Origin of the sequence: Paraburkholderia sp. D15, from assembly GCF_029910215.1 — a bacterium.
Classification (GTDB): domain Bacteria; phylum Pseudomonadota; class Gammaproteobacteria; order Burkholderiales; family Burkholderiaceae; genus Paraburkholderia.
Map to the genome: position 1 here is coordinate 4237873 of NZ_CP110395.1, position 23977 is coordinate 4261849.

Consider the following 23977-nt stretch of genomic DNA (forward strand, 5'->3'; position numbering starts at 1 on the left):
ATGTAGCGCAGGTTGATGTTCGAAGTGATGTTCGAAGCAACGCGGCCGGCAAGAGCCGCGGCAACAAAACGGCGCGCGGATCGCCTCGCGCCGGCACACGTTAGCCGTCACAAGCGGCAAGGTTGAAACCCTGTTTGGAGATCCAGATGCAGACAACCGTCAGTCTATGGCCGCTCATTGGCGTGGCCGTCATCGTCGTAGGCTTTTTATTACGGTTCAATCCGATGCTGATCGTGGCGGTCGCCACCATCGTCACGGGTTTGGCCGCGCACTTTCCGCCCGAGAAAATCCTCGCCGAAATCGGCACGGGCTTCATCAAGACCCGCAACATCCCGTTGATCATTTTCCTGCCGCTCGCGGTGATCGGCCTGCTCGAACGGCATGGTCTGCGTGAACGGGCGCAGGCGTGGATCGGCGGCATCAAGGCGGCCACCGCCGGACGTCTGCTGATCGTCTATCTGCTGATTCGCGAATTGACCGCGGCTGTCGGGCTGACCGGACTCGGTGGTCATCCGCAGATGGTGCGTCCGCTGATCGCGCCGATGGCCGAAGGCGCCACCGAAACCCGCTTCGGCAAACTCAGCGACGCGGTGCGCTACAAACTGCGCGCGTTCTCCGCCGCGACGGACAACGTCGGTCTGTTCTTCGGCGAGGACATCTTCGTCGCATTCGGCGCGATCGTGCTGATGACCACGTTCCTGAAGGAAGCCGGGATCGTCGTCGAACCGATTCACGTCGCGGTGTGGGGCATTCCGACCGCGATCTGCGCATTCCTCGTTCACGGCTTCCGCCTGTATCTGCTCGACCGCAGACTCGAACGCGAATTGCGCGGCAACGCCGTGGCCGGCAACGCAACCGTGGCGCCGACGCAATCGGCCGCAGGAGACAAAGCATGACGCTCACGATTACCTATCTGTTCTGGCTGCTGGGCGTCGTGCTGCTCGTGATCGGCGGCATGATCGTCTCGGACAGGGAGCATCCGCGCCGCTTCACCGCCGGCGGATTCTGGATTCTCTACGCGCTGATCTTCCTGATCGGCGACAAGTTGCCGCCCGCCGTGGTCGGCGTCGCGGTGATCGTGATGGCGTTGATCGCGGGCTTTGGCGGTGTGACCGCGGGCAAGCCGAAGACGCTTTCGCCGGAAGCGCGCAAGGCCAGCGCCGCGCGCCTGGGCAACAAGCTGTTCGTACCCGCGTTGACCATTCCGGTCGTCACCGTGGTCGTCACGCTGTCGGCGAGCCATCTGGTATTCGGCGGCTTGCCGCTGATCGAGAAGGCGAATGTCACGCTGATCGGCTTCGGTATCGGCTGCGTGATCGCGCTCGCGATTGCCTGCGTGATGACGCGCGACACCGTCGGCCAGTCGATGAAGGAGGCGCGCCGCCTGGTCGACGCGTTGTCGTGGGCCGCCGTGTTGCCGCAGATGCTCGGCATGCTCGGCCTCGTGTTCTCGGACGCCGGCGTCGGCAAGGCGGTCGCGCACGTGACGACGGCATACATCAGCCTCGACTACCGCTTCATCGCGGTGGCCGTGTACTGCATCGGCATGGCGCTGTTCACCATGGTGATGGGCAACGGCTTCGCCGCGTTTCCGGTGATGACCGGCGGCGTCGGCGTGCCGATTCTGGTTGGCGTGTTCCACGGCAACCCGGCGGTGATGGTCGCGATCGGCATGTTCTCCGGGTACTGCGGCACCCTGATGACGCCCATGGCGGCGAACTTCAACATGGTGCCCGCCGCGCTGCTCGAATTGCCGGACAAGAATGCGGTGATCAAGGTGCAGATTCCGACCGCGCTCACCTTGCTCGTCGTGAATATTTTCCTGCTGAACTTTCTGATGTTTTTGTAGGAGGCTTTCACCGCAACGCGGTGAAAGTTGGAACACCGCTGGCGCTTGTCGTGACGCGCCAACGATGTGGGTTCATCAGGCGATACCTGCGCGTCCGAATTAGGATGCGTCCGATCGTCGGTCCGCAGGGCGATACCTAGGATGGCGGGGCCTCTCTTCCCGTCCACCCTCGCCGGCGCGTGCAATGCGCGCCGGCGGCACGCCCCGGCAGGTTCCCATGCAACATCCGTCTCAGGTCCACCACGTGCATAGCGTGGCGGCATCTTCCTCCGACGCCGCCACGCTGCTCGATATCGCACTGGCCGCGCATCGCTCAGGTCAAAGCGAACTGGCCGCCTCGCTGTATCGCGACGTACTCGCGCTCGACCCCGTCAATGCGCACGCGCTTCACTACTACGGCGTGCTGCACTATCAACATGGTGGGTACGAAGGAGCGGCCCGCCTGATGAGCGCTGCGCTCGAACGCGACGCCAGCGACGCCGCCTGCTGGAACAATCGTGGCCTCGTGGCCGCCGCGCTCGGCCATCCCGACCAGGCGCTAGTGTGCTATCGCGAAGCGCTGCAACGTCAGCCGGATTACGCCGATGCGCACAACAACCTCGGCGTCGCCTTGCAGGCGCAAGGCGCGATCGATGAAGCCATCGAGCACTATCGCGTGGCATTGGCACTGAATGCCGCGATGGCCGACGCGCATCTGAATCTCGGCACGGCATTCGCGAAGCTCGCGCGTTTCGACGACGCTTTAGCGTGCTACCGCGACGTGCTCTCGCTCGACCCGCAATCGGCGCAAGCACATTTCAATGCGGGCAATGCCTACCTTGCCTTGGGCCATCACGAAGCGGCAACCGTGAGCTTCGAGCAAGCGTTGGCGCTGAATGCGCATTACGCGGAAGCGCACGTCAATCTCGGCAGCCTGATCGGCAAACGCGGCGACTACGCGGGCGCCGAGTCGCACTACCGTCAGGCAGTCGCGCTCAAGCCGACGCCCACTCACCTCGTCTGTCTCGGCGGTTCGCTCGGCGCGCAGGGCCGTCTCGCCGAAGAGGAAGTTTTCTACCGCCGCGCGCTGGCGCTCGACCCGAACTACGCGGACGCACATCAGAACCTCGCATGGCTGCTGCTCAAGCGTGGCGACTACCGGCAAGGCTGGGCGGAATTCGCACAACGCTGGCGCCGCGCCGATTACGACGCGCTCGCGATTTCCGGCGTCGCCGAATGGCGCGGCGAACCGCTCGATGGACGCAGCCTGCTGGTGGTTGGCGAACAGGGTTTCGGCGATCACTTCCAGTTTCTGCGTTTCGCATCCGTCCTTGCACGACTCGGCGCGACGGTTGATCTGTGCGTACGCGAACCGCTACTGCCTTTGGTGGAGCGCATCCCGGGCGTGCGTCGCGCGTTCAGCGGCAAACCCGATACCCTCTACGACTTCTGGGTGCCGATGATGAGCGTCCCGTCCTGTCTCGGCACGGAGCTGGCCACCATTCCGGCAGACATACCGTATCTGTTCGCGAAGCCAGGCATGATCGACGCGTGGCGCGAACGCACTGGTTTCGTTCAACCGACAAAACGCAAGGTCGGTTTCGTCTGGGCCGGCAGTCCGACGTTCGGCAACGACCGCTATCGCTCGATCGCGCTGACCGAATTGAGCCCGCTAGGCGCACTGAACGATGTGGCGTGGTATGCGCTGCAAAAAGGTCCCGCGCATGCACAGTTGGCTGACGCACCGCCCGCTTTCCGCGCACATGACTTCACTGCGGAACTGGAGAGTTTCGACGACACGGCTGCCCTGATCATGAATCTCGATCTGGTGATCTCGGTCGACACCGGCATTGCGCATCTGGCGGGCGCACTCGGCCTTCCAGTTTGGCTACTGCTACCGGCTAACGCCGACTGGCGCTGGCTGGAAACGCGCAACGACTCGCCGTGGTATCCGCGCATGAGGCTTTTTCGGCAGCACACGCTGGGCGACTGGAAACCAGTTGTCGAGCACGTGCTCGCTGCGTTGCGCGACGACGCTCGATAGAAGCAAAAGACACCCGACGCGATCATCCTTCAGCATCCGCCGATCACGTGCGCCGTTGCTGTTGCTGCTGCGCCACCATATAAGCGCGCAGCAGCTTGTTGATACGCGTCTGGTAGCCATGGCCCTGCTCCTTGAACCAGCTCAGCACGTCCGCGTCGATCCGCATGGTCACCGTCTGCTTGGGCGGCAGATGCAACTCGGCGCGTTCGAAAAAGTCGGCGGCGAGTTCGGGCATTTCGCTCGTGTCGATCTGCTCGTCGCTTGCCGCTGCCAGCCGCTTCCAGTCTGTTGCCGATTTTTTTTTCATGGTTTCACCTCCACTCGATTGTCGCGATTTCCGCGATGCCCCATTCACCTTCAATGCCAGACCCGTTCCTTGTATTGCCGGGTTTCGCGACGCGTTGCCTTGCGCGCCGAAATGATCCGCAACACATCTTCGCTGCGCTCCACATACACCACCACGCCCATTGAAGCCTCTATCCAGCCCAGCGCGACCCAACGTTCCTCGCCGTAGTCTTCGCGCTCGTCCAGCGCGGTGAGTACGGGGTGATTGAAGACGTCGATCGCGTCGGCGAAATCGATGCCGTGCTTACGGATGTTGATCTGATTTTTTGCTTCGTCCCATTCAAATAGCACGCGCCACCTGTATTGACGTTTGTACATACATCATAGCATGCGAAAGCATCGCCATGGCCGCGTGTGCCGCATGATTTTTGGGGCACACGTGAGCGTCGGACTGGCGTCGCGGGAGCGCGTTCCTAAGTTAGCCGAACGGTCTAGCCGACCTAAGACGCAACGGCAAATTCGCGTGCGTCCTGCATCGAACGAGGAGGGAGGTTAATACGCGTCGACGACGAAACCGTGCTGCCGCAGCAGTTGCAGCACCCCTTTCGGGCCGCCCAGATGCAGCGCGCCGATCGCGACGAACACCGGCTTGTTCGGCGCGGCGATCAGCAGCATGCGCGACACGAAACGCCGGTTCCGTTCGTAGACGATGCGGTTGTCGATCGAATTGGAGACGCGCCGGTCGCGCGCGAGTTTTTCGGATTTGGCCGCCTGCCATGCGGCGATCGCGTCGGCATCGCCGACCCGCCACAAGCGATGCAACGTGCGCACGTCCTCGACGTTTTCCGCGGGCGTCTGAACCAGATCCTGCGCCAGCATCTCGCGCTGCTGCGCAAGCGACAGACCGGTGAACGCGCGCATCTGTTGCGGCAAGGTTTCGAGTCCGACGATCTTGCCGCGCGTGCGGATATAGACGTTCTGCAGTTGCGCTTCGGTGCCGTATTCGGTCTGCAGGCCGGCGCTCAGCGAATCGTAGGTTTCGACCACCAGCGAGGCGAGCCACGGCCGCATCTTCTTGATCGCATCCAGCGCGGCGGGATTGCCGCGCAGACGGAACGCGAGCTTGCGCCACAGCGGTTCGGGCAGCAGGCCAGGCAGACAGTCGCGCCGGCAGACGCCGTACTTCGACACGTCGTCCTGCGAGACCAGCAGTTCGTCGGGGGAAAGTTCGAGGGCCAGCGTCGGCGACGCGGCCAGCGCGCCCATGATCGGCGGGCGAAACGGCTGCTTCGCCGGATAGTCGGCGGGATCGCCGACGTGCAGCGTGCCGAGCACGTAAATCGTGGTGGTGCCGCGTGTCGCGACATAGAACGGCATGCGTGCCGGTTGCTGACGCACCGGGCCGCTTGCCGTGGTGCCCGGCGCGGCGGGCGGTGGATTGAAGCCCGGCAGGGTGGCGCGCGGCGGCGCCGGCATGCTGGGCAACGGCGCGGTGGGACGCCCCGCCTGGCCGGGCGCGGTCGCCGCGGCGCCAGCGGCCTGCGCGAGACGGATCGGCGTCACGCCGACCGGCAGACTCGACCCGACAGCGATCAGCAAGCCGTACAGCGCGGCGCCGGTCAGCGCACGCGCGATCCGGCGCCGCGAGAAAGCGGCACGGCGGCCGCCATCACGCGAGCGGCGCGTAAGACGACGCGCCGCCACCCCATCAGGCATCCACGTCCCCCACCTCCTCGGCGCGGTGACACGACACCTGACGGCCATCCACTTCGCGCAGCTTCGGTTCCTCGCTGCGACACCGCTCGATCACGTACGGGCAGCGCTGATGAAACGTGCAGCCCGACGGCGGATTCAGCGGCGAAGGCATTTCGCCTTGCAGCTTGATCTTGATCGTGCGATCCGCCTCGAAGATGGACGGCGTGGCCGACATCAACGCGCGCGTGTACGGATGCCGCGGCTTCGAGAAAATCCGCTGCTTGTCGCCCAGTTCCGCGACACCGCCGAAGTACATCACCATCACGTCGTCGGCGATGTGTTCGACCACCGACAGGTTATGCGAGATGAACACGTAGCTCGTCTTGAACTGGTCCTGCAGATCCATGAACAGGTTCAGGATCTGCGCCTGGATCGACACGTCGAGCGCGGACACGGGTTCGTCGGCCACCACGATCTGCGGGTCCAGAATCATCGCGCGGGCAATCGCCACACGTTGACGCTGGCCGCCGGAGAACATGTGCGGATAACGCTTCGCGTGTTCCGGACGCAGGCCGACGGTGCGCATCATCTGCGCGATGCGTTCGGCGCGTTCGGTCGCGCTGAGTTGCGTATTGATCGCGAGCGGTTCGCCAAGCGTCTGCTCGACGGTCTTGCGCGGATTCAGCGACGCAAACGGGTTCTGGAACACCATCTGCACGCGCCGCCGCAGCGCCGCGATTTTCGCGTGATCGGCGCCGGCCACATCTTCGCCGTCGATCATCAGGCGGCCCGCGCTGGGCGCCTCGATCATGGTGAGCTGACGCGCCAGCGTCGATTTGCCGCAACCGGATTCGCCGACCACGGCCAACGTCTTGCCGCGTTCGAGCGCGAACGACACGCCGTTCAACGCCTTCACCGTGCCCGTGGCGAACATGCCGCGCTTCACCTGGTAGTAACGCGCGAGCTGGTCGGCGACCAGCACGTGATCGCCCGCATGGTCCGACTGGCGCCGCGTTTCGAGTACTGCGTTCATCGTGCGCCTCCATGGGTGTGAACGTTGGCGTCGCCGCTCAGGTTCAGGGGTTTGATGCAGCGCACGCGCGCCACTTCCGCGTGGCCTTGCAGCGGCGCGAGCGCCGGCCGTGCCTTGGTGCAATCGTCGCCCACGTATTTGCAGCGCGGCGCGAACAGACAACCCTTGGGCCGGTCGTCACGCCCCGGCACCATGCCGGGCAGCGCAGCCAGCCGGACCGCGCCGACATTGTGCTCGGGAATCGCCGCCAGCAAGGCTTCCGTGTACGGGTGATGCGGCGCGGCGAAGATATCCGGCACCTTGTTGGTTTCGATCACTTCGCCAGCGTACATGACCGCGACGCGTTGCGCGACCTCGGACACCACCGCCAGATCGTGCGAAATCAGCACCAGCGCCATGCCGCGTTCCTTCTGCAGCTTGATCAGCAACTCCATGATCTGCGCCTGGATGGTGACATCGAGCGCGGTGGTCGGTTCGTCGGCGATCAGCAGCTTCGGGTTGCAGGCGATCGCCATCGCGATCATCACGCGCTGGTTCATGCCGCCCGACATCTGGTGCGGAAACGAGCCGATACGGCCTTTCGGATCGGGAATGCCGACCTGATCGAGCAGTTCGAGCGCGCGTTTGTCGAGCGCGCTGCCGCGCAGGCCTTCGTGCAGCTTCAGCACTTCCTTGATCTGATAGCCGACGGTGTAGCTCGGGTTCAGACTGGTGAGCGCGTCCTGGAACACCATCGCGATATCTTTGCCGATGATCTTGCGGCGTTCTTTCGGCGATGCGGTCAGCAGGTTCTTGCCGTTGAAGGTGACTTCGTCGGCGGTGACTTTGCCCGGCGCGTCGATCAGGCCCATCAGCGCCATCATCGTCACGCTTTTGCCCGAGCCCGATTCGCCGACCACGCCGACCACTTCGCCGGGGGCGACGTCGAGGTTGATGCGGTCGACCGCCGGCAGGCCGTTGAAATTCACGGCCAGGTTGCGGATGGTCAATAGATTCGTCATTTACGCCATCCGTTTCAGTTTGGGGTCGAGTGCATCGCGCAGCCCGTCGCCGAGCAGGTTGATCGCCAGCACCGAGATCAGGATGGACAGACCCGGCATGGTGACGATCCACCACGCGCTGTCGATGTAATCGCGCGCCGAGGCCAGCATCGCGCCCCACTCCGCCGAAGGCGGTTGCACGCCGAGGCCAAGAAAGCCGAGCGCGGCCGCATCGAGAATCGCCGACGAAAAACCGAGCGTGGCCTGCACGATCAGCGGCGCGGTGCAGTTCGGCAGCACTTGCGAGAACATCAGCCGCAAGGTGCCGGCGCCCGCCACGCGCGAAGCCGTCACGTATTCCTTCTGCAACTCGCCCTGCGCCGAGGCGCGCGTCAGCCGCACATAGCCCGGCAGCGCGACGATCGCGATTGCCAGCATCGTGTTGACGAGGCCGGGACCGATGATCGCCACCACCGCCACCGCCAGCAGCAGCGAGGGCAGCGCGAGCAGCACGTCCATGATGCGCATGATCGGCGTGTCGGCCCACTTCTCGAAGAACGCCGCGATCAATCCGAGCACGATGCCCGGAATCAGCGCGAGCACCACGGAAACGAAGCCGATCCAGAATGACAGCCGCGCGCCGTACATCAGACGCGAGAGGATGTCGCGGCCCGCTTCGTCGGTGCCGAGAATGAACTTCCAGTTGCCGCCGTCGAGCCACGCGGGCGGAATCTTCACGAAGTCGCGGTATTGCTCGATCGGGCTATGCGGCGCGATCAACGGCGCGAAAATCGCGATGAAGATCAGCACCAGCACGATGATGCCGGCGCCGACGGCGCCACGATTGCGCGAGAAATTCGCCCAGAACTCCCGGGCGGCGATCGTACGGCCACTGGGTGGCGTGACCGATTGGGGGACTGTGTTTTGAATGTCTGCCATGGTCGTCTTTCTCACCTCGTATGGCGGATGCGGGGATTGAGCACGCCGTACAGCAGATCGACGACGAGGTTCACGACGATCACCAGCGTGGCGATCATCAGGATACCGCCCTGCACCACCGGGTAATCGCGCCGGCTGATCGCGTCGATCAGCCATTTGCCGATGCCCGGCCACGAAAACAGCGTCTCGGTCAGCACCGCGCCCGCGAGCAGCGTGCCGACCTGCAGGCCGATCACCGTCACGACGGGAATCAGCGCGTTACGCAATGCATGCACGACGATCACGCGACCCGGCGACAGGCCCTTCGCGCGCGCGGTGCGGATGTAGTCCTCGCGCAGCACTTCGAGCATCGACGAACGCGTCATGCGCGCGACGACCGCCAGCGGAATCGTGCCGAGCACGATGGCCGGCAGGATCAGATGGCTCAGCGCGGATTTGAACGCGCCTTCGTCGGTGGACATCATCGCGTCGATCAGCATGAAGCCGGTGACGTGCGGGATGTCGTATTCGACCGCGATGCGGCCCGACACCGGCGTCCAGCCGAGCTTCACCGAGAACAGCATGATGAGGATCAAGCCCCACCAGAAGATCGGCATCGAGTAGCCGGTCAGTGCCGTGCCCATCACGCCGTGATCGACCACCGTGCCGCGCCGCAAGGCCGCGAACACGCCCGCCGGCAGGCCGACGATCAGCGCGAACAGCATCGCGCAGATCGACAGCTCGACGGTGGCGGGGAAACGTGCGAGGAATTCGCCCATCACGCTGGTGTTGGTGATGATCGAGGTGCCGAGGTCCCCGTGCAGCGCGCGGCCGACGTAGTGGACGTATTGCATCGGCAGGGATTCGTCGAGCCCGAGCCGGTGCATCGCGGCTGCGTGCATGGCGGGATCGACGCCGCGCTCGCCCATCATCACTTCGATGGGGTCGCCCGGTATCAGGTGAATCAGCGCGAACGCGAGGATCGTGATGCCGATGAAGGTCGGAATCACCATGCCGATGCGGCGCAAAACAAAGCGGAACATGGTTTTGTCCCTATGGTCTTGATGAAGAAAAAACGCAACCGGCGACGAGGGCTTGTGACCCCGGTCGCCGGACCATTTCGACCAGTTTTCTAACCGTGCGAAAAGCGTACTGCGCGAACTTGACTGATTACTTGACGCTGACGCCGTCGAAACGCGCGTATCCGAGCGGTTCGATGCGCATGTCCACCACCTTCTTGCTGACCGGCTGGTACACGGTGGAGTGCGCGATCGGCGAGAACGGCAGTTGCTGCGCGAAAATCTGCTGCGCCTGCATGTAAGCCGTGGTGCGCGCGGCCTGATCGGACGTGACGCGACCCTTCTGGACCAGATCGTCGAACGGCTTGTAGCACCACTTCGAGAAGTTGTTGCCGTTCACCGCTTCGCAGCCGAGCAGCGTGCCGAGCCAGTTGTCCGGATCGCCGTTGTCGCCGGTCCAGCCGATCAGCATCGTGTCGTCTTCACCCGCGTGCGCGCGCTTGATGTACTCGCCCCACTCGTACGTGACGATCTTCGCCTTCACGCCGATCTTGGCCCAGTCGGCCTGGATCATTTCCGCCATCAGACGGGCATTCGGGTTGTACGCGCGCTGCACCGGCATGGCCCACAGCGTGATGTCGAAGCCGTTCGGGAAGCCGGCCTTCGCGAGCAGCGCCTTGGCCTTGGCCGTGTCGTACGCCGCGCTCTTCAGGTTCTTGTCGTACGACCATTGGGTCGGCGGCATCGGATTCGTCGCGGCCTGGCCCGCGCCCTGATACACCGAGTCGATGATCGCCTTCTTGTTGATCGCCATGTCGAGCGCCTGACGCACTTCGAGCTTGTCGACCGGCTTGTGCGTGACGTTGTACGCGAGGTAACCGAGGTTGAAGCCCGGCTGCGACGGCATGTCGATGTTCGCTTCAGACTTCAGCGGCGCGATGTCGGCCGGACGCGGATACGCCATCACCTGGCATTCGTCGCGCTTGATCTTCTGCACGCGCACGCCGGCGTCCGGCGTGATCGAGAAGATCAGCTTCGAGATCTTCACCGTGTTCGGCTTCCAGTAATCCGGATTGCCGTCGAAACGGATCGTCGCGTCCTTCGTATAGCTGCGGAAAATGAACGGACCCGTGCCCACCGGGAACTGGTTGATGTCGGCGGCCTTGCCGGCCTTCATCAACTGGTCGCCGTATTCGGCCGACAAGATCGACGCGTATTCCATCGCCAGATTCTGGATGAACGGCGCGTTGACTTCCTTCAGCGTGAACTTGACCGTATACGGATCGACCTTTTCGACGCCGGTGATCAGCTTGTCGAGGCCCATGTCCGTGAAGTACGGGAACTGGACCGGGTACGCCTTATGGAAGGCCGAGTTCGGGTCCAGCATGCGCTGGAACGTGAAAATGACGTCGTCCGCGTTGAATTCGCGCGTCGGCTTGAAGAACGACGTGGTCTGGAACTTCACGCCGTGACGCAGATGGAACGTGTACGTCTTGCCGTCGGCGGAGACGTCCCACTTTTCTGCCAGGCCCGGCTCGACCTTGGTGCCGCCGCGTTCGAATTCGACGAGACGGTTGTAGACGGTGAACGTGTTAGCCGTGAAATCGACGCCCGTGGTGTATTGGGCCGGATCGAAACCCGCGGGGCTGCCTTCTGAGCAGTAGACCAGGGTTTTATTCGGAATCTCGGCGCGCGCGACACTTGCGCCCACCATCGATGCCGCTGCAGCTGCGACGAGCGTCGTAACACGCGCGGCGCGCAACAGATTGTTTTGCTTCATGTTTCCTCCAGGTTCGGGGCCGGCTGCCGCCGGCGTAGCGCGATCTTACTTGAGCATGGCTCGGGGCAACAAGCGGAGGAAATTCCCCGTGTTGACGATCGGAAACCTTTAAGGCATAAGGGCCGCCGCGCGGCGGCACAGGCCAGCGCGCGCGGCTCCAGCGGATCGGGTCAGCAAAAAAACGGCCCGGGTGCTATTTGAGGCCGACCTCCATGAATTGCGTCGGGCCGAACGGGTCGATCTTGAAGCCGAAAACGTTTTTGGCGATCGGCTGATACACCGTGGAGTGGGCGATCGGCGTGAACGGCACCTGATCCTTGAAGATTTCCTGCGCCTGGGTGTAGGCCTTGGTGCGCTCGGCCATGTCCGTGGTGCCGCGGCCCTTGCGGATCAAATCGTCATACGGTTTGTAGCACCACTTGGAAAAGTTACTGCCGTTGACCGCGTCGCAGCCCAGCAGCACGCCCAGCCAGTTGTCGGGGTCGCCGTAATCGCCGGTCCAGCCGATCAGCATCGCCTCATGCTCGCCGGCGTGCGCGCGGCGGATGTACTCGCCCCACTCGTACGTGCCGATCTTCACCTTGACGCCAATCTTCGCCCAGTCGGCTTGCAGCATTTCCGCCATCAGGCGCGCGTTCGGGTTATACGGACGTTGAACCGGCATGGCCCACAACGTCAGGTCGAAGCCGTCGGGGTAGCCGGCCTGCTTGAGCAGCGCCCGGGCTTTCTCGACGTCGTAGGGTGCGTCCTTCAGATTCTTGTCGTAGCCCCATTGGGTTGGCGGCATCGGGTTGGTCGCGGTCTGGCCCGCGCCCTGATAGACGGATTCGATGATCGCCTTCTTGTTGATCGACATGTCCAGCGCGCGGCGCACCAGCACGTTGTCGAGCGGCTTTTTGGTGGTGTTGTACGCGATATAGCCGAGGTTGAAGCCCACCTGGCTCGGCATCACGAGCGACGTATCGGTTTTCACCGACGCAATGTCCGCCGGACGCGGATACGCCATCACCTGGCATTCGCCGCGCCGCAGCTTCTGCAGACGCACGGCCGGATCGACGGTAATCGCGAAGATCAGCTTGCCGACTTTGACGACGCCCGGCTTCCAGTAATCGGGATTGCCGTCGAAACGGATCGTGTCGTCCTTCGTATAGCTGCGGAAAATGAACGGGCCGGTGCCGACCGGATACTGATTGATATCCGGGGCCTTACCCGCCTTTAACAGTTGATCGGCATACTCGGCCGACAGAATCGACGCAAAGGGCATCGCGATCTGCTGCAAAAACGGCGCATCCACCTCTTTCAGCGTGAAACGCACGGTGTACGGATCGACCTTCGCGATCTTCGCGATGTTAGTGGCGAGACCGAGATCGGAGAAATACGGGAACGGTACCGAATAGGCTTTGCGGAACGGCTGCTCGGGGTCGAGCATGCGCTGGAACGTGAACACGACGTCGTCGGCGTTGAATTCGCGGGTCGGCTTGAAAAACGACGTGGTCTGGAATTTCACGCCGTGACGCAGATGAAACGTGTAGGTCAGACCGTCCGGCGACACGTCCCATTTTTCCGCGAGGCTCGGTTCGATATCCGTGCTGCCGTGCGCGAACTCGATCAGCCGGTTGTAGACCGTATACGACCCGGCGCTGAATTCGACGCTGGTGGTGTACTGCGCGGTATCGAAGCCGGCCGGACTGCCCTCGGAACAGAACACGAGGGTTTTGTCCGGCAGGCTGACTGCTTGCGCCGAACCCGGCGTCAGGCCGAGCGAAGCGATCGAGGCAACCGAGACGAAGGTCAAGGCGGCCAGTGCCGGCCGGCACGACTGGCGAAACGCAAACAGCTTTCGTGACACTGTCATATCGTTCTCCGCAAGCAGCCGGGTTAGCTGCGCTTCGATCATAGACAGCACAAAAATGCGGTTCAATGCGGGCTTACACGCCGCAAGGTGAATCGAGGTGTCGTGGGTGAGGGTTGTGCGGCGCGATATCCGCGGCTGCGCCGGCATTCGCGCTGGCGGGGGTGTCCGTTTTCAATGCGCGAAAAAGAACCGCGTGGCCGATCGGACCACGCGGTTCTTTTATTCCGGCTGGTTCAAACGACCAGCAACTCAGCAGCTCAAGCGCTCAGCCGTTCGCAGATCGCCTTGGTCGCCGCGGCGCCGTTCAGCGTGTAGAAATGCAGACCGGGTACCTTCGCGTCGAGCAGACGTTCGCACAGGCCCGTCACCACGTCGAGGCCGAACGCGCGGATCGACTCGCGGTCGTCGCCAAAGCTTTCCAGCCGGCGCGCAACCCAGCGCGGCACTTCGGCGCCGCACATTTCGGAGAAGCGCATCAGCTGCGAAAAGTTCGTGATCGGCATGATGCCCGGCACGATCGGCACATCCACGCCGAGCTTCCGCGCGTCGTCGACGAAACGGAAGTACGCGTCCGCATTGAAGAAATACTGCGTGATCGCCGAATTCGCGCCGGCCTTCACCTTGCGCGCGAAGTTTTCCAGATCGTGGCGCGGCGAACGCGACTGCGGATGGTATTCCGGATAACCGGCCACCTCGATCCAGAACCAGTCGCCGAATTCGGCGCGGATAAAGCTCACCAGTTCCGACGCATACCGCAGTTCGCCGACTTCGCCCATGCCGGACGGCAGATCGCCACGCAGCGCGACAATGTGACGGATACCGTGCGAGCGGTACTCGTCGAGAATCGCCCGCAGGCTCTCTTTCGACGAACCGATGCACGACACATGCGGCGCCGCCTCGATCCCTTCCTTCGCGATATCGACGACGGTGTCGAGCGTGCCCTGTTGCGTCGAGCCGCCCGCGCCGAACGTCACGGACACGAACTTGGGCTTGAGCGGCGCGAGCTGCGCACGCGTGGCGCGCAGCTTGTCGACGCCTTCCGCGGTCTTCGGCGGAAAGAATTCAAATGAAAGTTCGATGGGGTTCATGATTCAGTGGATCAACCGAGACTACGGTTGCCAAAAACGATCGCGGACAGCAGCCACGAGACGACGCTATACAGAATCGAGCCGATGAATGCGGACCAGAAACCCGACACTTCGAAACCCTTCAGCAGCGACGCGCACAGCCAGAAGCACAGCGCATTGACGACGAGGATAAAGAGGCCGAGCGTGACGATCGTCACGGGCAAGGTCAGCACGATCAGCACCGGGCGCAGCACCGTGTTGATCAATCCGAGCACCACCGCGACGATCAGGGCGGTGCCGAAACTGCGGATATGAATCGACGGCACGATGTAGGTGATGATCAGGAGCGCAAGCGCGTTGATCAGCCAGGTCAGCAGCATGGTCATGTACAGCTCCTTGGGCAGAATGTCCGGAACAGAAAAATCCGCGCACACACCGCGGGAAGAAAACACACGTAAGACGGTCGATGTTCCGGCGGACAAAGCGGCGCATGGTGCGCCGCTCTGTGTTCGCCTGGTTCGCCTGGTTCGCTTTGATCAAGCGTCAGGCTGTGGAACCGCCTACGTGCTTAATAGCGGTAGTGGTTCGGCTTGAACGGGCCGTTCTTGTCGACGCCGATGTAGCCGGCCTGCTCGTCCGACAGCACGGTCAGGTTCGCGCCGATGCGCGCCAGATGCAGACGCGCGACCTTCTCGTCCAGATGCTTCGGCAGCACGTACACCTTGTTTTCGTACTTCTCGCCCTGCGTGAACAGTTCGATCTGCGCGAGGGTCTGGTTGGTGAACGAGTTCGACATCACGAACGACGGGTGGCCCGTCGCGCAACCCAGATTCACGAGGCGGCCTTCAGCCAGCAGAATCACGCGCTTGCCGTCCGGGAAAATGATGTGGTCGACTTGAGGCTTGATGTTGTCCCACTGGTACTGACGGGTCGACGCAATGTCGATTTCCGAATCGAAGTGACCGATGTTGCAGACGATCGCGTTGTGACGCATCGCCTTCATGTGGTCGTGACCGATCACGTGGAAATTGCCGGTTGCCGTCACGAAGATGTCGGCCTTGTCCGCCGCGTATTCCATCGTCACGACGCGGTAGCCTTCCATCGCCGCCTGCAGCGCGCAGATCGGATCGATTTCGGTGACCCACACCGTTGCGCCGAGACCGCGCAGCGACTGCGCGCAGCCCTTGCCCACGTCGCCGTAACCGGCCACGACCGCGATCTTGCCCGCGATCATCACGTCGGTCGCGCGCTTGATGCCGTCGACCAGCGACTCGCGGCAGCCGTACAGGTTGTCGAACTTCGACTTGGTGACCGAATCGTTGACGTTGAATGCCGGGAACGGCAGGCGGCCTTCCTTTTCCATCTGATACAGACGATGCACGCCGGTGGTGGTTTCTTCCGTCACGCCCTTGATGTGCGCGAGACGCTTGGAATACCACGTCGGGTCCGCATCGAGGTGCGAGGCGATCGACTTGTACAGCGCGATTTCTTCTTCGTTGGTCGGCTTCGAGATCACCGAACGGTCTTTCTCCGCCGTCGAGCCGAGGATCAGCAGCAACGTGGCGTCGCCGCCGTCGTCGAGGATCATGTTGGCGAATTCGCCGTTCGGCCATTCGAAAATACGGTGCGAGAACTCCCAGTATTCGTCGAGCGATTCGCCCTTGAACGCGAACACCGGCGTGCCGGCCTTGGCGATCGCGGCAGCCGCGTGATCCTGGGTCGAGAAGATGTTGCACGAGGCCCAGCGGACATCGGCGCCGAGCGCCGTCAGCGTCTCGATCAGCACGCCGGTCTGGATCGTCATGTGCAGCGAACCGGCAATGCGCGCGCCCTTCAGCGGCTGCTGCGCCTTGTACTCTTCGCGCGTTTGCACGAGGCCGGGCATTTCCGTCTCGGCAATGGTGAGTTCCTTGCGGCCCCAGTCGGCGAGCGACAGGTCGGCAACGATGTAATCCTGGGAAGCTTGGGAATCGATAACAGCGGCGTTCATCACGCCCTCCTTTCTAAAAAATTGACTAGAAATTTGACGTGAGCGCGGTTCGATGCGGTGGGCACGAAGCGCACATAGCGCCGGCGAGCCTGCCGATTGAAGCCTTCGAGCCTGGCGGGCGGCCGGCGAATGTGGATTCGCGGTACCCGTCGCAACGCTCCTCGAAGACGAACGGCGATTGTAGCAAATTGAGATGGCTTCAGGGCAAGCACGGGTTTTCGGCGCGAGGGGCCGATGGTGTGCGTGCCGCGGGCGCTCGAGGCGCTATTTACGTTAAGGCATTTACGTCAAGGCTGGGGCACCGGCGGCAAGCCGAAAGCCGCGCGCAATTGCGCGATCCCGGTGCGTGCGCTGTGAAGAAAGCGCCCGGAATAATGAAAGGCTTCGGCGACGTCATCGGCATCCGGTTGTTGCAGGCCCAAGGCGATACGGAAATAGCGTTCGGCGTGAATGCCCGGGTGGTAATGCATGCGCACGCGTTTCACGTCGTCGAGACGCGGGTTGCCGAATGTCTCGCGCAATGCCCATGAAAACGCGCCGTCTTCTCCGCCGATGCGCCGGAACGCCGGGTCCATCGGAAAACCGCCAAGCGCCGCGTAGGCCGCGCGATAGATGATCAGACTGCTCGGCACCGTATTGCTGAGCGTGGCCGCGTGCGCGGCGAAGTCAGGGTGCGCGGTGAGATCGGCGGGAAAACCGGCGTAGTCGACGTCGAGGCGCACGGACAGGGCGGCCGGATGGCGTGCGAGAAACGCGGTCGCGGCGCCGAGCGCGTCGGGCAGATATTCGTCGTCGGCATCGAGGAAGGCGAGCAGATCGTGCGCCGCGTGCAGCGCGCCCCAATTGCGCGCCCGGGCCGCGCCGCCGTTGACGGGCATCCGCAGCACATTCACGCGCGGGTCGAGCGTCGCGCAATAGTCGGCCATCTCGGCCGACGCATCGGTCGAGCCGTCGTCCACCACCAGAATCTGCGCGGCGTCGGGCTGGGTCAGGCAACTGGTCAGCGCGCGAGCGAGTGTCGCCGCGCTGTTGTAGCAGGGGATGATGATCGAAACAGGCGTCATGAAACGGAAGAAGGCGCAGCGAAGCGGCAGCCTGGCAGGAAAAGAGGGGCCGATGGTATCCCGCCTGTCCCGGCGTTCATCCTGAAAAAGCGCGCACGCTGCCAGATCTTCGCGCGGCACAGTCCGCACAACGCGACCTATGAGGTCGTTTTGATTCTCATATAGCGCCCGTTGACCGAAATCACCCCAATCGCGCCGCAACATAAATATAAAGACTTACAATCCCGCGGATTATTCCAATCTGGAATTCCGGAGCCTGAAATCGTGGAACTACGTGCGTTGCGGTATTTCGTCGAAGTGGTTCGCCAGCAGAGCTTCACTGTCGCCGCCGAGCAGATGTTCGTCACGCAGCCCACCATCAGCAAGATGGTGAAGTCGCTGGAGGATGAAATCGGCTCGCCGCTGCTGTTGCGCGATGGGCGCCAGATGGTCCTGACCGATGCCGGCCGGATCGTCTATCAGCGCGGCCAGGACGTGCTCGCCGCGCACGCGCAGTTGCAGGCCGAACTGAACGATCTCGACACGCTCGGGCGCGGCGAACTCACCATCGGCATTCCGCCCATGGGCGGTGCGCTGTTCACACCCGCCATCGCCGCGTTCCGTCAGCGCTATCCAAAGATCGATCTGAAATTGTTCGAGCAGGGATCGCGCGCGATCGAGGCGGCGTTGATTCACGGCGAGCTGGAACTGGGCGGCGTACTGCAACCCGTCGATCCGGAAAACATCGACGTGCTGCCGATGACGCGTCAGTTGCTGTGGCTCGTCGCGCGCACCGGTTCACGTTGGGACGCGCTGCAGGAAGTGCCGCTCGCGCAACTTGCCGAGGAACCGTTCGTGTTCTACGGCGAAAGCCTCGCACTGAACGACGTGGTGCTGAACGCGTGCCGCACGGCCGGTTTCGCGCCGACCATCGTCGGGCGAAGCGGGCATTGGGATTTCATGGCGGCGCTGGTGCTGACCGGTGTCGGCATTGCGCTGTTGCCGGCGCCGTATTGCCGGCGGCTCGATCCCGCGCAGTTCACCTGCCGGCCCGTGGTGGCGCCGGAGATTCCGTGGGAAATGGCGATCGGCTGGCGTCGCAACGGTTATCTGTCGCACGCGGCCCGCGCGTGGCTGGAGGTCGCGCGCGAAACGCTGCCGGGCCAGGGCGGCGACGACTTCATGCTCGGCCCCGGCTTCGGCATCAACGGCATTACGACACCGGCGCCGACGCCGACGCCGCCAGCCCGCTGATCCGCGAAGTCGCCACCTGCCCTGCCTGCGCGTCGCGACGGCTCGCCGCGATCAGCTCGGCCGCGCGCTCGCCGATCATCACCGTCGGCGCATTGGTATTGCCGCCGATCAGCGTCGGCATCACCGACGCATCCACGATCCGCAGTCCCGTCACGCCGCGTACGCGCAATTGCGGATCGACCACCGAACGCGCGTCGCCGCCCATCCGGCAGGTGGCCACCGGGTGATAGATCGTATCGGCGTGTTCGGCGATGGTCTGGCGCAATTCGTCGGCCGTCTGTCCTGCATGCGTGTACAACTCGGTGCCGCCATGCAGCGCGAGCGACGGCGCATCCAGAATGCGCCGCGCCATCTGCGCACCTTCCACCAGCAAATCCAGATCGCGCGAGTCGCTGAAAAAGCGCGGGTCGATCAGGGGCGCGACGCGCGCATCCGCGCTCGCCAGCGTCACCGTGCCGCGGCTGTGCGGCCGCAACACGCACACGTGCAGCGAATAGCCGTGGCCCCAATGCATGTGCCGGTTGTGATCGTCGACCAGCGCCGCGCAGAAATGCAGCTGCAGATCGGGCCGATCGAGCGTCGGTTTGCTCTTCAGGAAACCGCCCGCCTCGGCGACGTTGCTCGACAGCATGCCGTTGCCGTGTCGCATGAAGCTCGCGAATTGCGGCAGCATCCGCGCGATGCCGCGCAGCGAAAAACCGGTCGGCTCGATCGACGACACGCGCTTGTTGATCGTGAAATCGACATGATCGATCAGGTTCTGTCCGACCTCCGGCGCGTCGTGCAGCACGTTGATGCCGAGCGAGCGCAGATGTTCGGCCGGCCCGATGCCCGAACACATCAGCAACTGCGGCGAGTTGAACGCGCCGCCCGCGAGGATCACCTCGGCGCGCGCGTCGAGCGTTTCGCGCCGCCCGCCACGCACCATGTCCACGCCGGTCGCGCGCTTGCCGTCGAAATTGACCCGTAGCACGGTCGCCCCCGCGATCTTGTGCAGATTCGGGCGCTCGCGATCGTAGACATAGGCGCGCGCCACGCTGCAACGGCGGCCGTCGCGCTGCGTGACCTGGTAGAAGCCGACGCCTTCCTGATCCGCGCCGTTGAAATCGCGGTTCGGCTGATAGCCCGCTTCGAGCGCGGCCTGCACGAAGCGCTTCGAAAACGGATTCTGAAACCGCAGATCGGAAACGGTGAGCGGTCCGCTGTCGCCGTGCCATGCGTCGGCGCCACGTTCGTTGCCCTCGGCGCGACGGAAATACGGCAGCACTTCCGCCCACGACCAGCCTTCGCAGCCGAGTTGCGCCCATTCGTCGTAATCGAGCGGATGGCCGCGCGTGTAGATCATCGCGTTGATCGCGCTCGATCCGCCGAAGCCGCGTCCGCGTGGCTGATAACCCTGGCGTCCCGCGAGACCGGGCTGCGGCGTGGTCAGATAGCCGTAGTTGGTCTTGAGTTTGTTCGGCACCACGACCGCCACGCCGACCGGCATGTTGACGAACAGATTGCGATCCGTATGCGGCCCGGCCTCGAGCAGGGCGATGGTGGCGTCGGGACAGCTATCCGCGAGACGGCTCGCCAGCGAGCAACCGCCCGAGCCTGCACCGACGATGATGTAGTCGTATTGCATCCGCTCCTCCTGTCGATCAGGGGGCGCGTCCGGGTCCTTGCAGGAAGCTTGCTGAAGGAACCGCGTGACTCGCCGACCCTGTCATGTGCACACTTGTCTACGTGTGTTTCAACGGCATTGTAGGGAGCCCGCCGGGGCGGCGGCAGCTTCGCGACAGAGCGATTACTCTAAACGCAGAGGCCGCCGCGACCCTATGATGAAAGACGCGCTGGCGGCCACCACGGCCTGCCGGCGCGCATTCAAACACGGCGCGGCGTACGCCGTCCTCAGCGCGAGCGGCGCGACACGCGGCGCTCAAACAGCATCGTCCGATCGGTACGAATCGGCGCCCGCGAACCGGCAGCAAACGGAGACGACGAGATGGAACGGCACAGCTTCGGCCAGACTCACGAGGTGACGAATCAGGTCCCGCCGTTGACGGACTACAACCTGTTCGCCACCGACGCCGCCTTGTCCACCGCCCTCGAGCGCGACGGCGCGCAGTGGCATCGCGATGCATTGCTGCGGCACGGCGCGGCGCTCACCACGCCCGACACGCTCGCGCTCGCCGAGGTGGCGAACCGTCATACGCCGGAATGGCATCCGTTCAGCCCGCGCGGCGAACGGATCGACGCGCTGGAGTTTCATCCCGCATGGCATGAGCTGCTGGCTTTGCTGCGCCGCGAAGGTCTGCATGCGTTGCCATTTTCCGATCCGCGACACGGCGCGATGGTCGCGCGCTGTGCCGGCTATTTTCAGCATGCGCAGATCGAGTCCGGTTCGCTGTGTCCGCTGACCATGACGTTCGCGAGCATCCCCGTGTTGCAGCGCGAACCGGCGCTGTTCGAGAAACTGCGCGACAAGCTGTACGCGCGCGAACACGATCCGCGCGACGTGCCGCTGCCGCACAAACTGTCCGCGATGGTCGGCATGGGCATGACCGAGAAGCAAGGCGGCTCGGACGTACGCAGCAACCAGACCCGCGCTTATGCGACCGGCGGCAGTGGCCGCGGCGCCGCGTACCGGCTGGTCGGCCACAAGTGGTTCTTTTCCGCGCCGCAATGCGACGCCCATCTGGTCCTCGCCCGCACCGGCGATCACGAAGGCCTGTCGTGCTTCTACGTGCCGCGTTTCGCGCCGGACGGCCGCAAGAACACCGTGCAGATCCAGCAGCTGAAGGACAAGCTCGGCAACCGCTCGAACGCGAGCAGCGAAGTCGAATTCCTCGACGCGTTCGGCATTCTGATCGGCGACGAAGGGCGCGGCGTACCGACCATCATCGAAATGGCGAACTACACGCGGCTCGATTGCGTGATCGGCAGCGCGGCGTTGATGCGCGCGGCGCTCGTGCAGGCGATTCATCACGCGCGTCATCGCAGCGCGTTCGGCCGTCAGTTGGCCGAACAACCGCTGATGCGCAACGTGCTCGCGGATCTAGCGCTCGAATCGGAAGCGGCCACGGTGCTCTTCATGCGGCTCGCGCGCGCATTCGAATCGAGCGCGGAGGCTGCGTCGACGTCGTCGGTCGAGCGTGCGTGGCGGCGCATCGTCACGCCCGCCGCGAAGTACTGGGTCTGCAAGCGCGCGCTGGAATTCACCGGCGAGGCGATGGAAGTGTGGGGCGGCAACGGCTACGTCGAAACCGGTCCGATGGCGCGTTTCTATCGCGAGGCGCCAGTGAATTCAATCTGGGAAGGCTCCGGCAACGTGATGTGCCTCGACGTGCTGCGCGCGATGGAACGCGAGCCGGACGCCGCGCACGCGTTGTTCGCCGCGTGGCAGGCCGACGCGCACGCGCATCCGGCCTTGCAGAGCGCGCTCGGGCGGCTCGCGGGCACGCTCGGCGGGCCGGCCGACCAGCGCGAGGCGTCCGCGCGGCGGATCGCGCAGCAGATCGTGCTGATCGCGCAGGCCGTGTTGCTGGTTCAGCACGCGCCGTCCGAAGTCGCCGACGCGTTCGTCGCCACGCGTCTCGCGGACGGCTGCGGCGAAAGTGGTCGCGTGTACGGCACGCTGCCGGCAAGCGTCGATCACGCGGCGATCATCGAACGGGCTTTTCCGGGCTGAGCGGCAAACAGGAACGGCGGCACGACGGACAACCATAAGACGCGCGACGCATTGCGCACCGACATCATCAGGGAGTGGACACACATGAAGAACGATCTGCCGGAGGTCGCCGCGCTCGAAGCGCTGCTGCGCGATCAGCGTCACGCCTATCTGCGCGCGCCGTATCCGTCGTGGGAGCAACGCGCGACGCATCTGAAGGCGTTGCGCAAGGTGATGCTCGACAACCGCGACGCGCTCGCCGCGACCATGCACGACGACTTCGGCAATCGCGCGAAGCAGGAGGTACTGCTCGCCGAGTTCCTGCTGGTGAAGGAAGAAATCGACGGCGCGCTGCGGCACGGCAAGCGCTGGATGAAAGCGCAACGCCGCAGCACCAACAAATGGCTGCTGCCCGCGCGCGCCAAGGTGGTGCCGCAGCCGCTCGGCGTGGTCGGCATCATCGTGCCGTGGAATTATCCGGTGCTGCTCGCCGTCGGCCCGCTGATCAGCGCGCTGACCGCCGGCAATCGCGCGATCATCAAGATGTCGGAGTTGACGCCGCGCACCTCGGCGCTGTTCGAGCAGCTGATCGGTCAGACCTTCGCGCGCGATCACGTCGCGGTGGTCAACGGCGACGCCGCGCTCGCCGCCGCGTTCAGCGCACAGCCCTTCGACCATCTGCTGTTCACCGGTTCGACGAAGGTCGGCCACGAAGTGATGCGCGCCGCCGCCGAGCATCTGACGCCGGTCACGCTGGAACTCGGCGGCAAGTCGCCCGCGCTGATCGGCGCGCACGCGCGCTTCGACAACGCGGTGGACAACCTGATCGCGGGCAAGACGCTGAACGCAGGGCAAACCTGCATCGCGCCGGATTACGTGCTGGTGCCGCGCGGCAAGGAGCAGGCCTTCGTCGAGCGGGCGCGCGCGCGGATGGCGGCCATGTACCCCGGCTTCGCGAGCAACCCCGACTACACGTCGATCATTTCGCCGCGCCATTTCGAGCGGCTGGAACGTCTCGCGGACGAAGCCCGCGCCGCCGGTGCGCAATTACATGCGCTGACCGACAGTTCACCCGACGCGGCGAGCCGCCGTTATCCGCTGATTGCCGTGACCAATGCGCCGGATCATTGCGCGTTGATGCAGGAGGAAATTTTCGGGCCGCTGCTGCCGATCCTCCCCTACGACACGCTCGACGACGCGATTGCGTGGATCAACGCCCGGCCGCGTCCGCTCGCGCTGTATCTGTACGCGGACGACAGCGCGACCATCGAGCGGGTCACGCACGAAACGATTGCCGGCGGCATGGCGGTCAACGAGACGCTGATGCATCTGGCGTGCGAAAGCCTGCCGTTCGGCGGCGTCGGTGCGAGCGGGATGGGGGCGTATCACGGTTACGAAGGCTTCGTGACGTTCTCGAAGATGAAGCCGGTGCTGACGCAGGCGCGGTTGAATGCGCGCGGCTGGATTGCGCCGCCGTATGGAAAACGGGTGAATGCGTTGCTGAAGCTGATGATGCGGTTTTGACGGAAGGGAA

20 protein-coding genes and 1 riboswitch are annotated in these 23977 nt (G+C 64.0%); of the genes, 6 read left to right on the top strand and 14 right to left on the bottom strand.

Going from position 1 to position 23977, the window contains the following annotated elements; genetic code table 11:
• The first annotated feature begins 146 nt into the window (after positions 1-146).
• The 3 genes from LFL96_RS18550 to LFL96_RS18560 all read left to right on the top strand — a co-directional run bounded on the left by LFL96_RS18550 (position 147) and on the right by LFL96_RS18560 (position 3872).
• Entirely contained in the window at positions 147-896 is a 750-nt protein-coding gene (locus LFL96_RS18550; protein WP_280996644.1) for a DUF969 domain-containing protein, read from the top strand.
• The gene (locus LFL96_RS18555; protein WP_280996646.1) at positions 893-1849 is read left to right on the top strand and encodes a DUF979 domain-containing protein; all 957 of its coding nucleotides are present in this window, start codon (positions 893-895) and stop codon (positions 1847-1849) included. The genes LFL96_RS18550 and LFL96_RS18555 overlap by 4 nt, the downstream gene beginning before the upstream one ends.
• 217 nt (positions 1850-2066) lie before the next feature.
• Positions 2067-3872 carry a tetratricopeptide repeat protein gene (locus LFL96_RS18560; RefSeq protein ID WP_280996648.1) on the top strand — a complete coding sequence of 602 codons (1806 nt, stop codon included), beginning with the start codon at positions 2067-2069 and terminating at the stop codon, positions 3870-3872.
• A gap of 43 nt (positions 3873-3915) precedes the next feature.
• On the opposite strand, the gene LFL96_RS18565 is transcribed toward LFL96_RS18560, so the two are convergent.
• From LFL96_RS18565 to LFL96_RS18625, 13 genes are all read right to left on the bottom strand, one after another.
• Entirely contained in the window at positions 3916-4179 is a 264-nt protein-coding gene (locus tag LFL96_RS18565; protein WP_280996649.1) for a BrnA antitoxin family protein, read from the bottom strand.
• Positions 4180-4229: 50 nt separating this feature from the next.
• A complete protein-coding gene (locus tag LFL96_RS18570) occupies positions 4230-4508 on the bottom strand; it encodes a BrnT family toxin (protein ID WP_280996651.1) in 279 nt (92 codons plus the stop codon).
• Positions 4509-4709: 201 nt separating this feature from the next.
• A complete protein-coding gene (locus tag LFL96_RS18575; RefSeq protein WP_280996653.1) occupies positions 4710-5873 on the bottom strand; it encodes a TraB/GumN family protein in 1164 nt (387 codons plus the stop codon).
• Complete coding sequence (locus tag LFL96_RS18580) at positions 5866-6885, bottom strand: peptide ABC transporter ATP-binding protein (protein WP_280996654.1); 1020 nt, start codon at positions 6883-6885, stop codon at positions 5866-5868. The genes LFL96_RS18575 and LFL96_RS18580 overlap by 8 nt, the downstream gene beginning before the upstream one ends.
• Positions 6882-7886, bottom strand: a complete 1005-nt coding sequence (locus tag LFL96_RS18585) for an ABC transporter ATP-binding protein (RefSeq protein ID WP_280996656.1) — start codon at positions 7884-7886, stop codon at positions 6882-6884. Before LFL96_RS18585 ends, LFL96_RS18580 begins: the two co-directional genes overlap by 4 nt.
• Entirely contained in the window at positions 7887-8804 is a 918-nt protein-coding gene (locus LFL96_RS18590) for an ABC transporter permease subunit (RefSeq protein WP_280996657.1), read from the bottom strand.
• 11 nt (positions 8805-8815) lie between these two features.
• Positions 8816-9826, bottom strand: coding sequence for an ABC transporter permease subunit (locus tag LFL96_RS18595; RefSeq protein WP_280996658.1), 1011 nt, complete (start codon positions 9824-9826; stop codon positions 8816-8818).
• Between the two features lie 127 nt (positions 9827-9953).
• Entirely contained in the window at positions 9954-11582 is a 1629-nt protein-coding gene (locus tag LFL96_RS18600; protein WP_280996660.1) for an ABC transporter substrate-binding protein, read from the bottom strand.
• Positions 11583-11775: 193 nt separating this feature from the next.
• Positions 11776-13437: an ABC transporter substrate-binding protein gene (locus LFL96_RS18605; RefSeq protein ID WP_280996662.1), complete on the bottom strand. Its 1662-nt coding sequence runs from the start codon at positions 13435-13437 to the stop codon at positions 11776-11778.
• 257 nt (positions 13438-13694) lie between these two features.
• Positions 13695-14525 carry a methylenetetrahydrofolate reductase [NAD(P)H] gene (gene metF, locus LFL96_RS18610; protein WP_280996664.1) on the bottom strand — a complete coding sequence of 277 codons (831 nt, stop codon included), beginning with the start codon at positions 14523-14525 and terminating at the stop codon, positions 13695-13697.
• An 11-nt stretch (positions 14526-14536) separates the two neighbouring features.
• Positions 14537-14890, bottom strand: a complete 354-nt coding sequence (locus tag LFL96_RS18615; RefSeq protein ID WP_280996665.1) for a phage holin family protein — start codon at positions 14888-14890, stop codon at positions 14537-14539.
• 182 nt (positions 14891-15072) lie between these two features.
• Positions 15073-16494, bottom strand: a complete 1422-nt coding sequence (gene ahcY / locus LFL96_RS18620; protein ID WP_280996667.1) for an adenosylhomocysteinase — start codon at positions 16492-16494, stop codon at positions 15073-15075.
• A 33-nt stretch (positions 16495-16527) separates the two neighbouring features.
• Positions 16528-16663: riboswitch (S-adenosyl-L-homocysteine riboswitch) on the bottom strand.
• 118 nt (positions 16664-16781) lie between these two features.
• Positions 16782-17558 carry a glycosyltransferase family 2 protein gene (locus tag LFL96_RS18625; RefSeq protein ID WP_280996669.1) on the bottom strand — a complete coding sequence of 259 codons (777 nt, stop codon included), beginning with the start codon at positions 17556-17558 and terminating at the stop codon, positions 16782-16784.
• A gap of 264 nt (positions 17559-17822) precedes the next feature.
• Here LFL96_RS18625 and LFL96_RS18630 point away from each other — a divergent pair, with 264 nt between their 5' ends.
• On the top strand, positions 17823-18791 hold the full coding sequence (locus LFL96_RS18630) for a LysR family transcriptional regulator (RefSeq protein WP_280996670.1): 969 nt from the start codon (positions 17823-17825) through the stop codon (positions 18789-18791).
• Here LFL96_RS18630 and LFL96_RS18635 read toward each other — a convergent pair.
• Positions 18751-20418 (bottom strand): GMC family oxidoreductase N-terminal domain-containing protein, encoded by a 1668-nt coding sequence (locus tag LFL96_RS18635; protein ID WP_280996672.1) that lies wholly within the window; start codon positions 20416-20418, stop codon positions 18751-18753. The genes LFL96_RS18630 and LFL96_RS18635 overlap by 41 nt on opposite strands.
• A 360-nt stretch (positions 20419-20778) precedes the next feature.
• Between LFL96_RS18635 and LFL96_RS18640 the strand changes: the two genes are divergently transcribed.
• Both LFL96_RS18640 and LFL96_RS18645 read left to right on the top strand, forming a co-directional pair.
• Positions 20779-22464, top strand: a complete 1686-nt coding sequence (locus LFL96_RS18640; RefSeq protein WP_280996674.1) for an isovaleryl-CoA dehydrogenase — start codon at positions 20779-20781, stop codon at positions 22462-22464.
• An 84-nt stretch (positions 22465-22548) separates the two neighbouring features.
• Positions 22549-23967 carry a coniferyl aldehyde dehydrogenase gene (locus tag LFL96_RS18645; RefSeq protein WP_280996676.1) on the top strand — a complete coding sequence of 473 codons (1419 nt, stop codon included), beginning with the start codon at positions 22549-22551 and terminating at the stop codon, positions 23965-23967.
• Positions 23968-23977: the final 10 nt, after the last annotated feature.

What these genes read in the sequence shown, in the direction of transcription:
- LFL96_RS18550 (WP_280996644.1), top strand. Translation starts at nt 147, where the DNA reads ATGCAGACAACCGTCAGTCTATGGCCGCTCATTGGCGTGGCCGTCATC.
- LFL96_RS18555 (WP_280996646.1), top strand. Translation starts at nt 893, where the DNA reads ATGACGCTCACGATTACCTATCTGTTCTGGCTGCTGGGCGTCGTGCTG.
- LFL96_RS18560 (WP_280996648.1), top strand. Translation starts at nt 2,067, where the DNA reads ATGCAACATCCGTCTCAGGTCCACCACGTGCATAGCGTGGCGGCATCT.
- LFL96_RS18565 (WP_280996649.1), bottom strand. Translation starts at nt 4,179, where the DNA reads ATGAAAAAAAAATCGGCAACAGACTGGAAGCGGCTGGCAGCGGCAAGC.
- LFL96_RS18575 (WP_280996653.1), bottom strand. Translation starts at nt 5,873, where the DNA reads ATGCCTGATGGGGTGGCGGCGCGTCGTCTTACGCGCCGCTCGCGTGAT.
- LFL96_RS18580 (WP_280996654.1), bottom strand. Translation starts at nt 6,885, where the DNA reads ATGAACGCAGTACTCGAAACGCGGCGCCAGTCGGACCATGCGGGCGAT.
- LFL96_RS18585 (WP_280996656.1), bottom strand. Translation starts at nt 7,886, where the DNA reads ATGACGAATCTATTGACCATCCGCAACCTGGCCGTGAATTTCAACGGC.
- LFL96_RS18590 (WP_280996657.1), bottom strand. Translation starts at nt 8,804, where the DNA reads ATGGCAGACATTCAAAACACAGTCCCCCAATCGGTCACGCCACCCAGT.
- LFL96_RS18595 (WP_280996658.1), bottom strand. Translation starts at nt 9,826, where the DNA reads ATGTTCCGCTTTGTTTTGCGCCGCATCGGCATGGTGATTCCGACCTTC.
- LFL96_RS18600 (WP_280996660.1), bottom strand. Translation starts at nt 11,582, where the DNA reads ATGAAGCAAAACAATCTGTTGCGCGCCGCGCGTGTTACGACGCTCGTC.
- LFL96_RS18605 (WP_280996662.1), bottom strand. Translation starts at nt 13,437, where the DNA reads ATGACAGTGTCACGAAAGCTGTTTGCGTTTCGCCAGTCGTGCCGGCCG.
- metF (WP_280996664.1), bottom strand. Translation starts at nt 14,525, where the DNA reads ATGAACCCCATCGAACTTTCATTTGAATTCTTTCCGCCGAAGACCGCG.
- LFL96_RS18615 (WP_280996665.1), bottom strand. Translation starts at nt 14,890, where the DNA reads ATGACCATGCTGCTGACCTGGCTGATCAACGCGCTTGCGCTCCTGATC.
- ahcY (WP_280996667.1), bottom strand. Translation starts at nt 16,494, where the DNA reads ATGAACGCCGCTGTTATCGATTCCCAAGCTTCCCAGGATTACATCGTT.
- LFL96_RS18625 (WP_280996669.1), bottom strand. Translation starts at nt 17,558, where the DNA reads ATGACGCCTGTTTCGATCATCATCCCCTGCTACAACAGCGCGGCGACA.
- LFL96_RS18635 (WP_280996672.1), bottom strand. Translation starts at nt 20,418, where the DNA reads ATGCAATACGACTACATCATCGTCGGTGCAGGCTCGGGCGGTTGCTCG.
- LFL96_RS18640 (WP_280996674.1), top strand. Translation starts at nt 20,779, where the DNA reads ATGGAACGGCACAGCTTCGGCCAGACTCACGAGGTGACGAATCAGGTC.
- LFL96_RS18645 (WP_280996676.1), top strand. Translation starts at nt 22,549, where the DNA reads ATGAAGAACGATCTGCCGGAGGTCGCCGCGCTCGAAGCGCTGCTGCGC.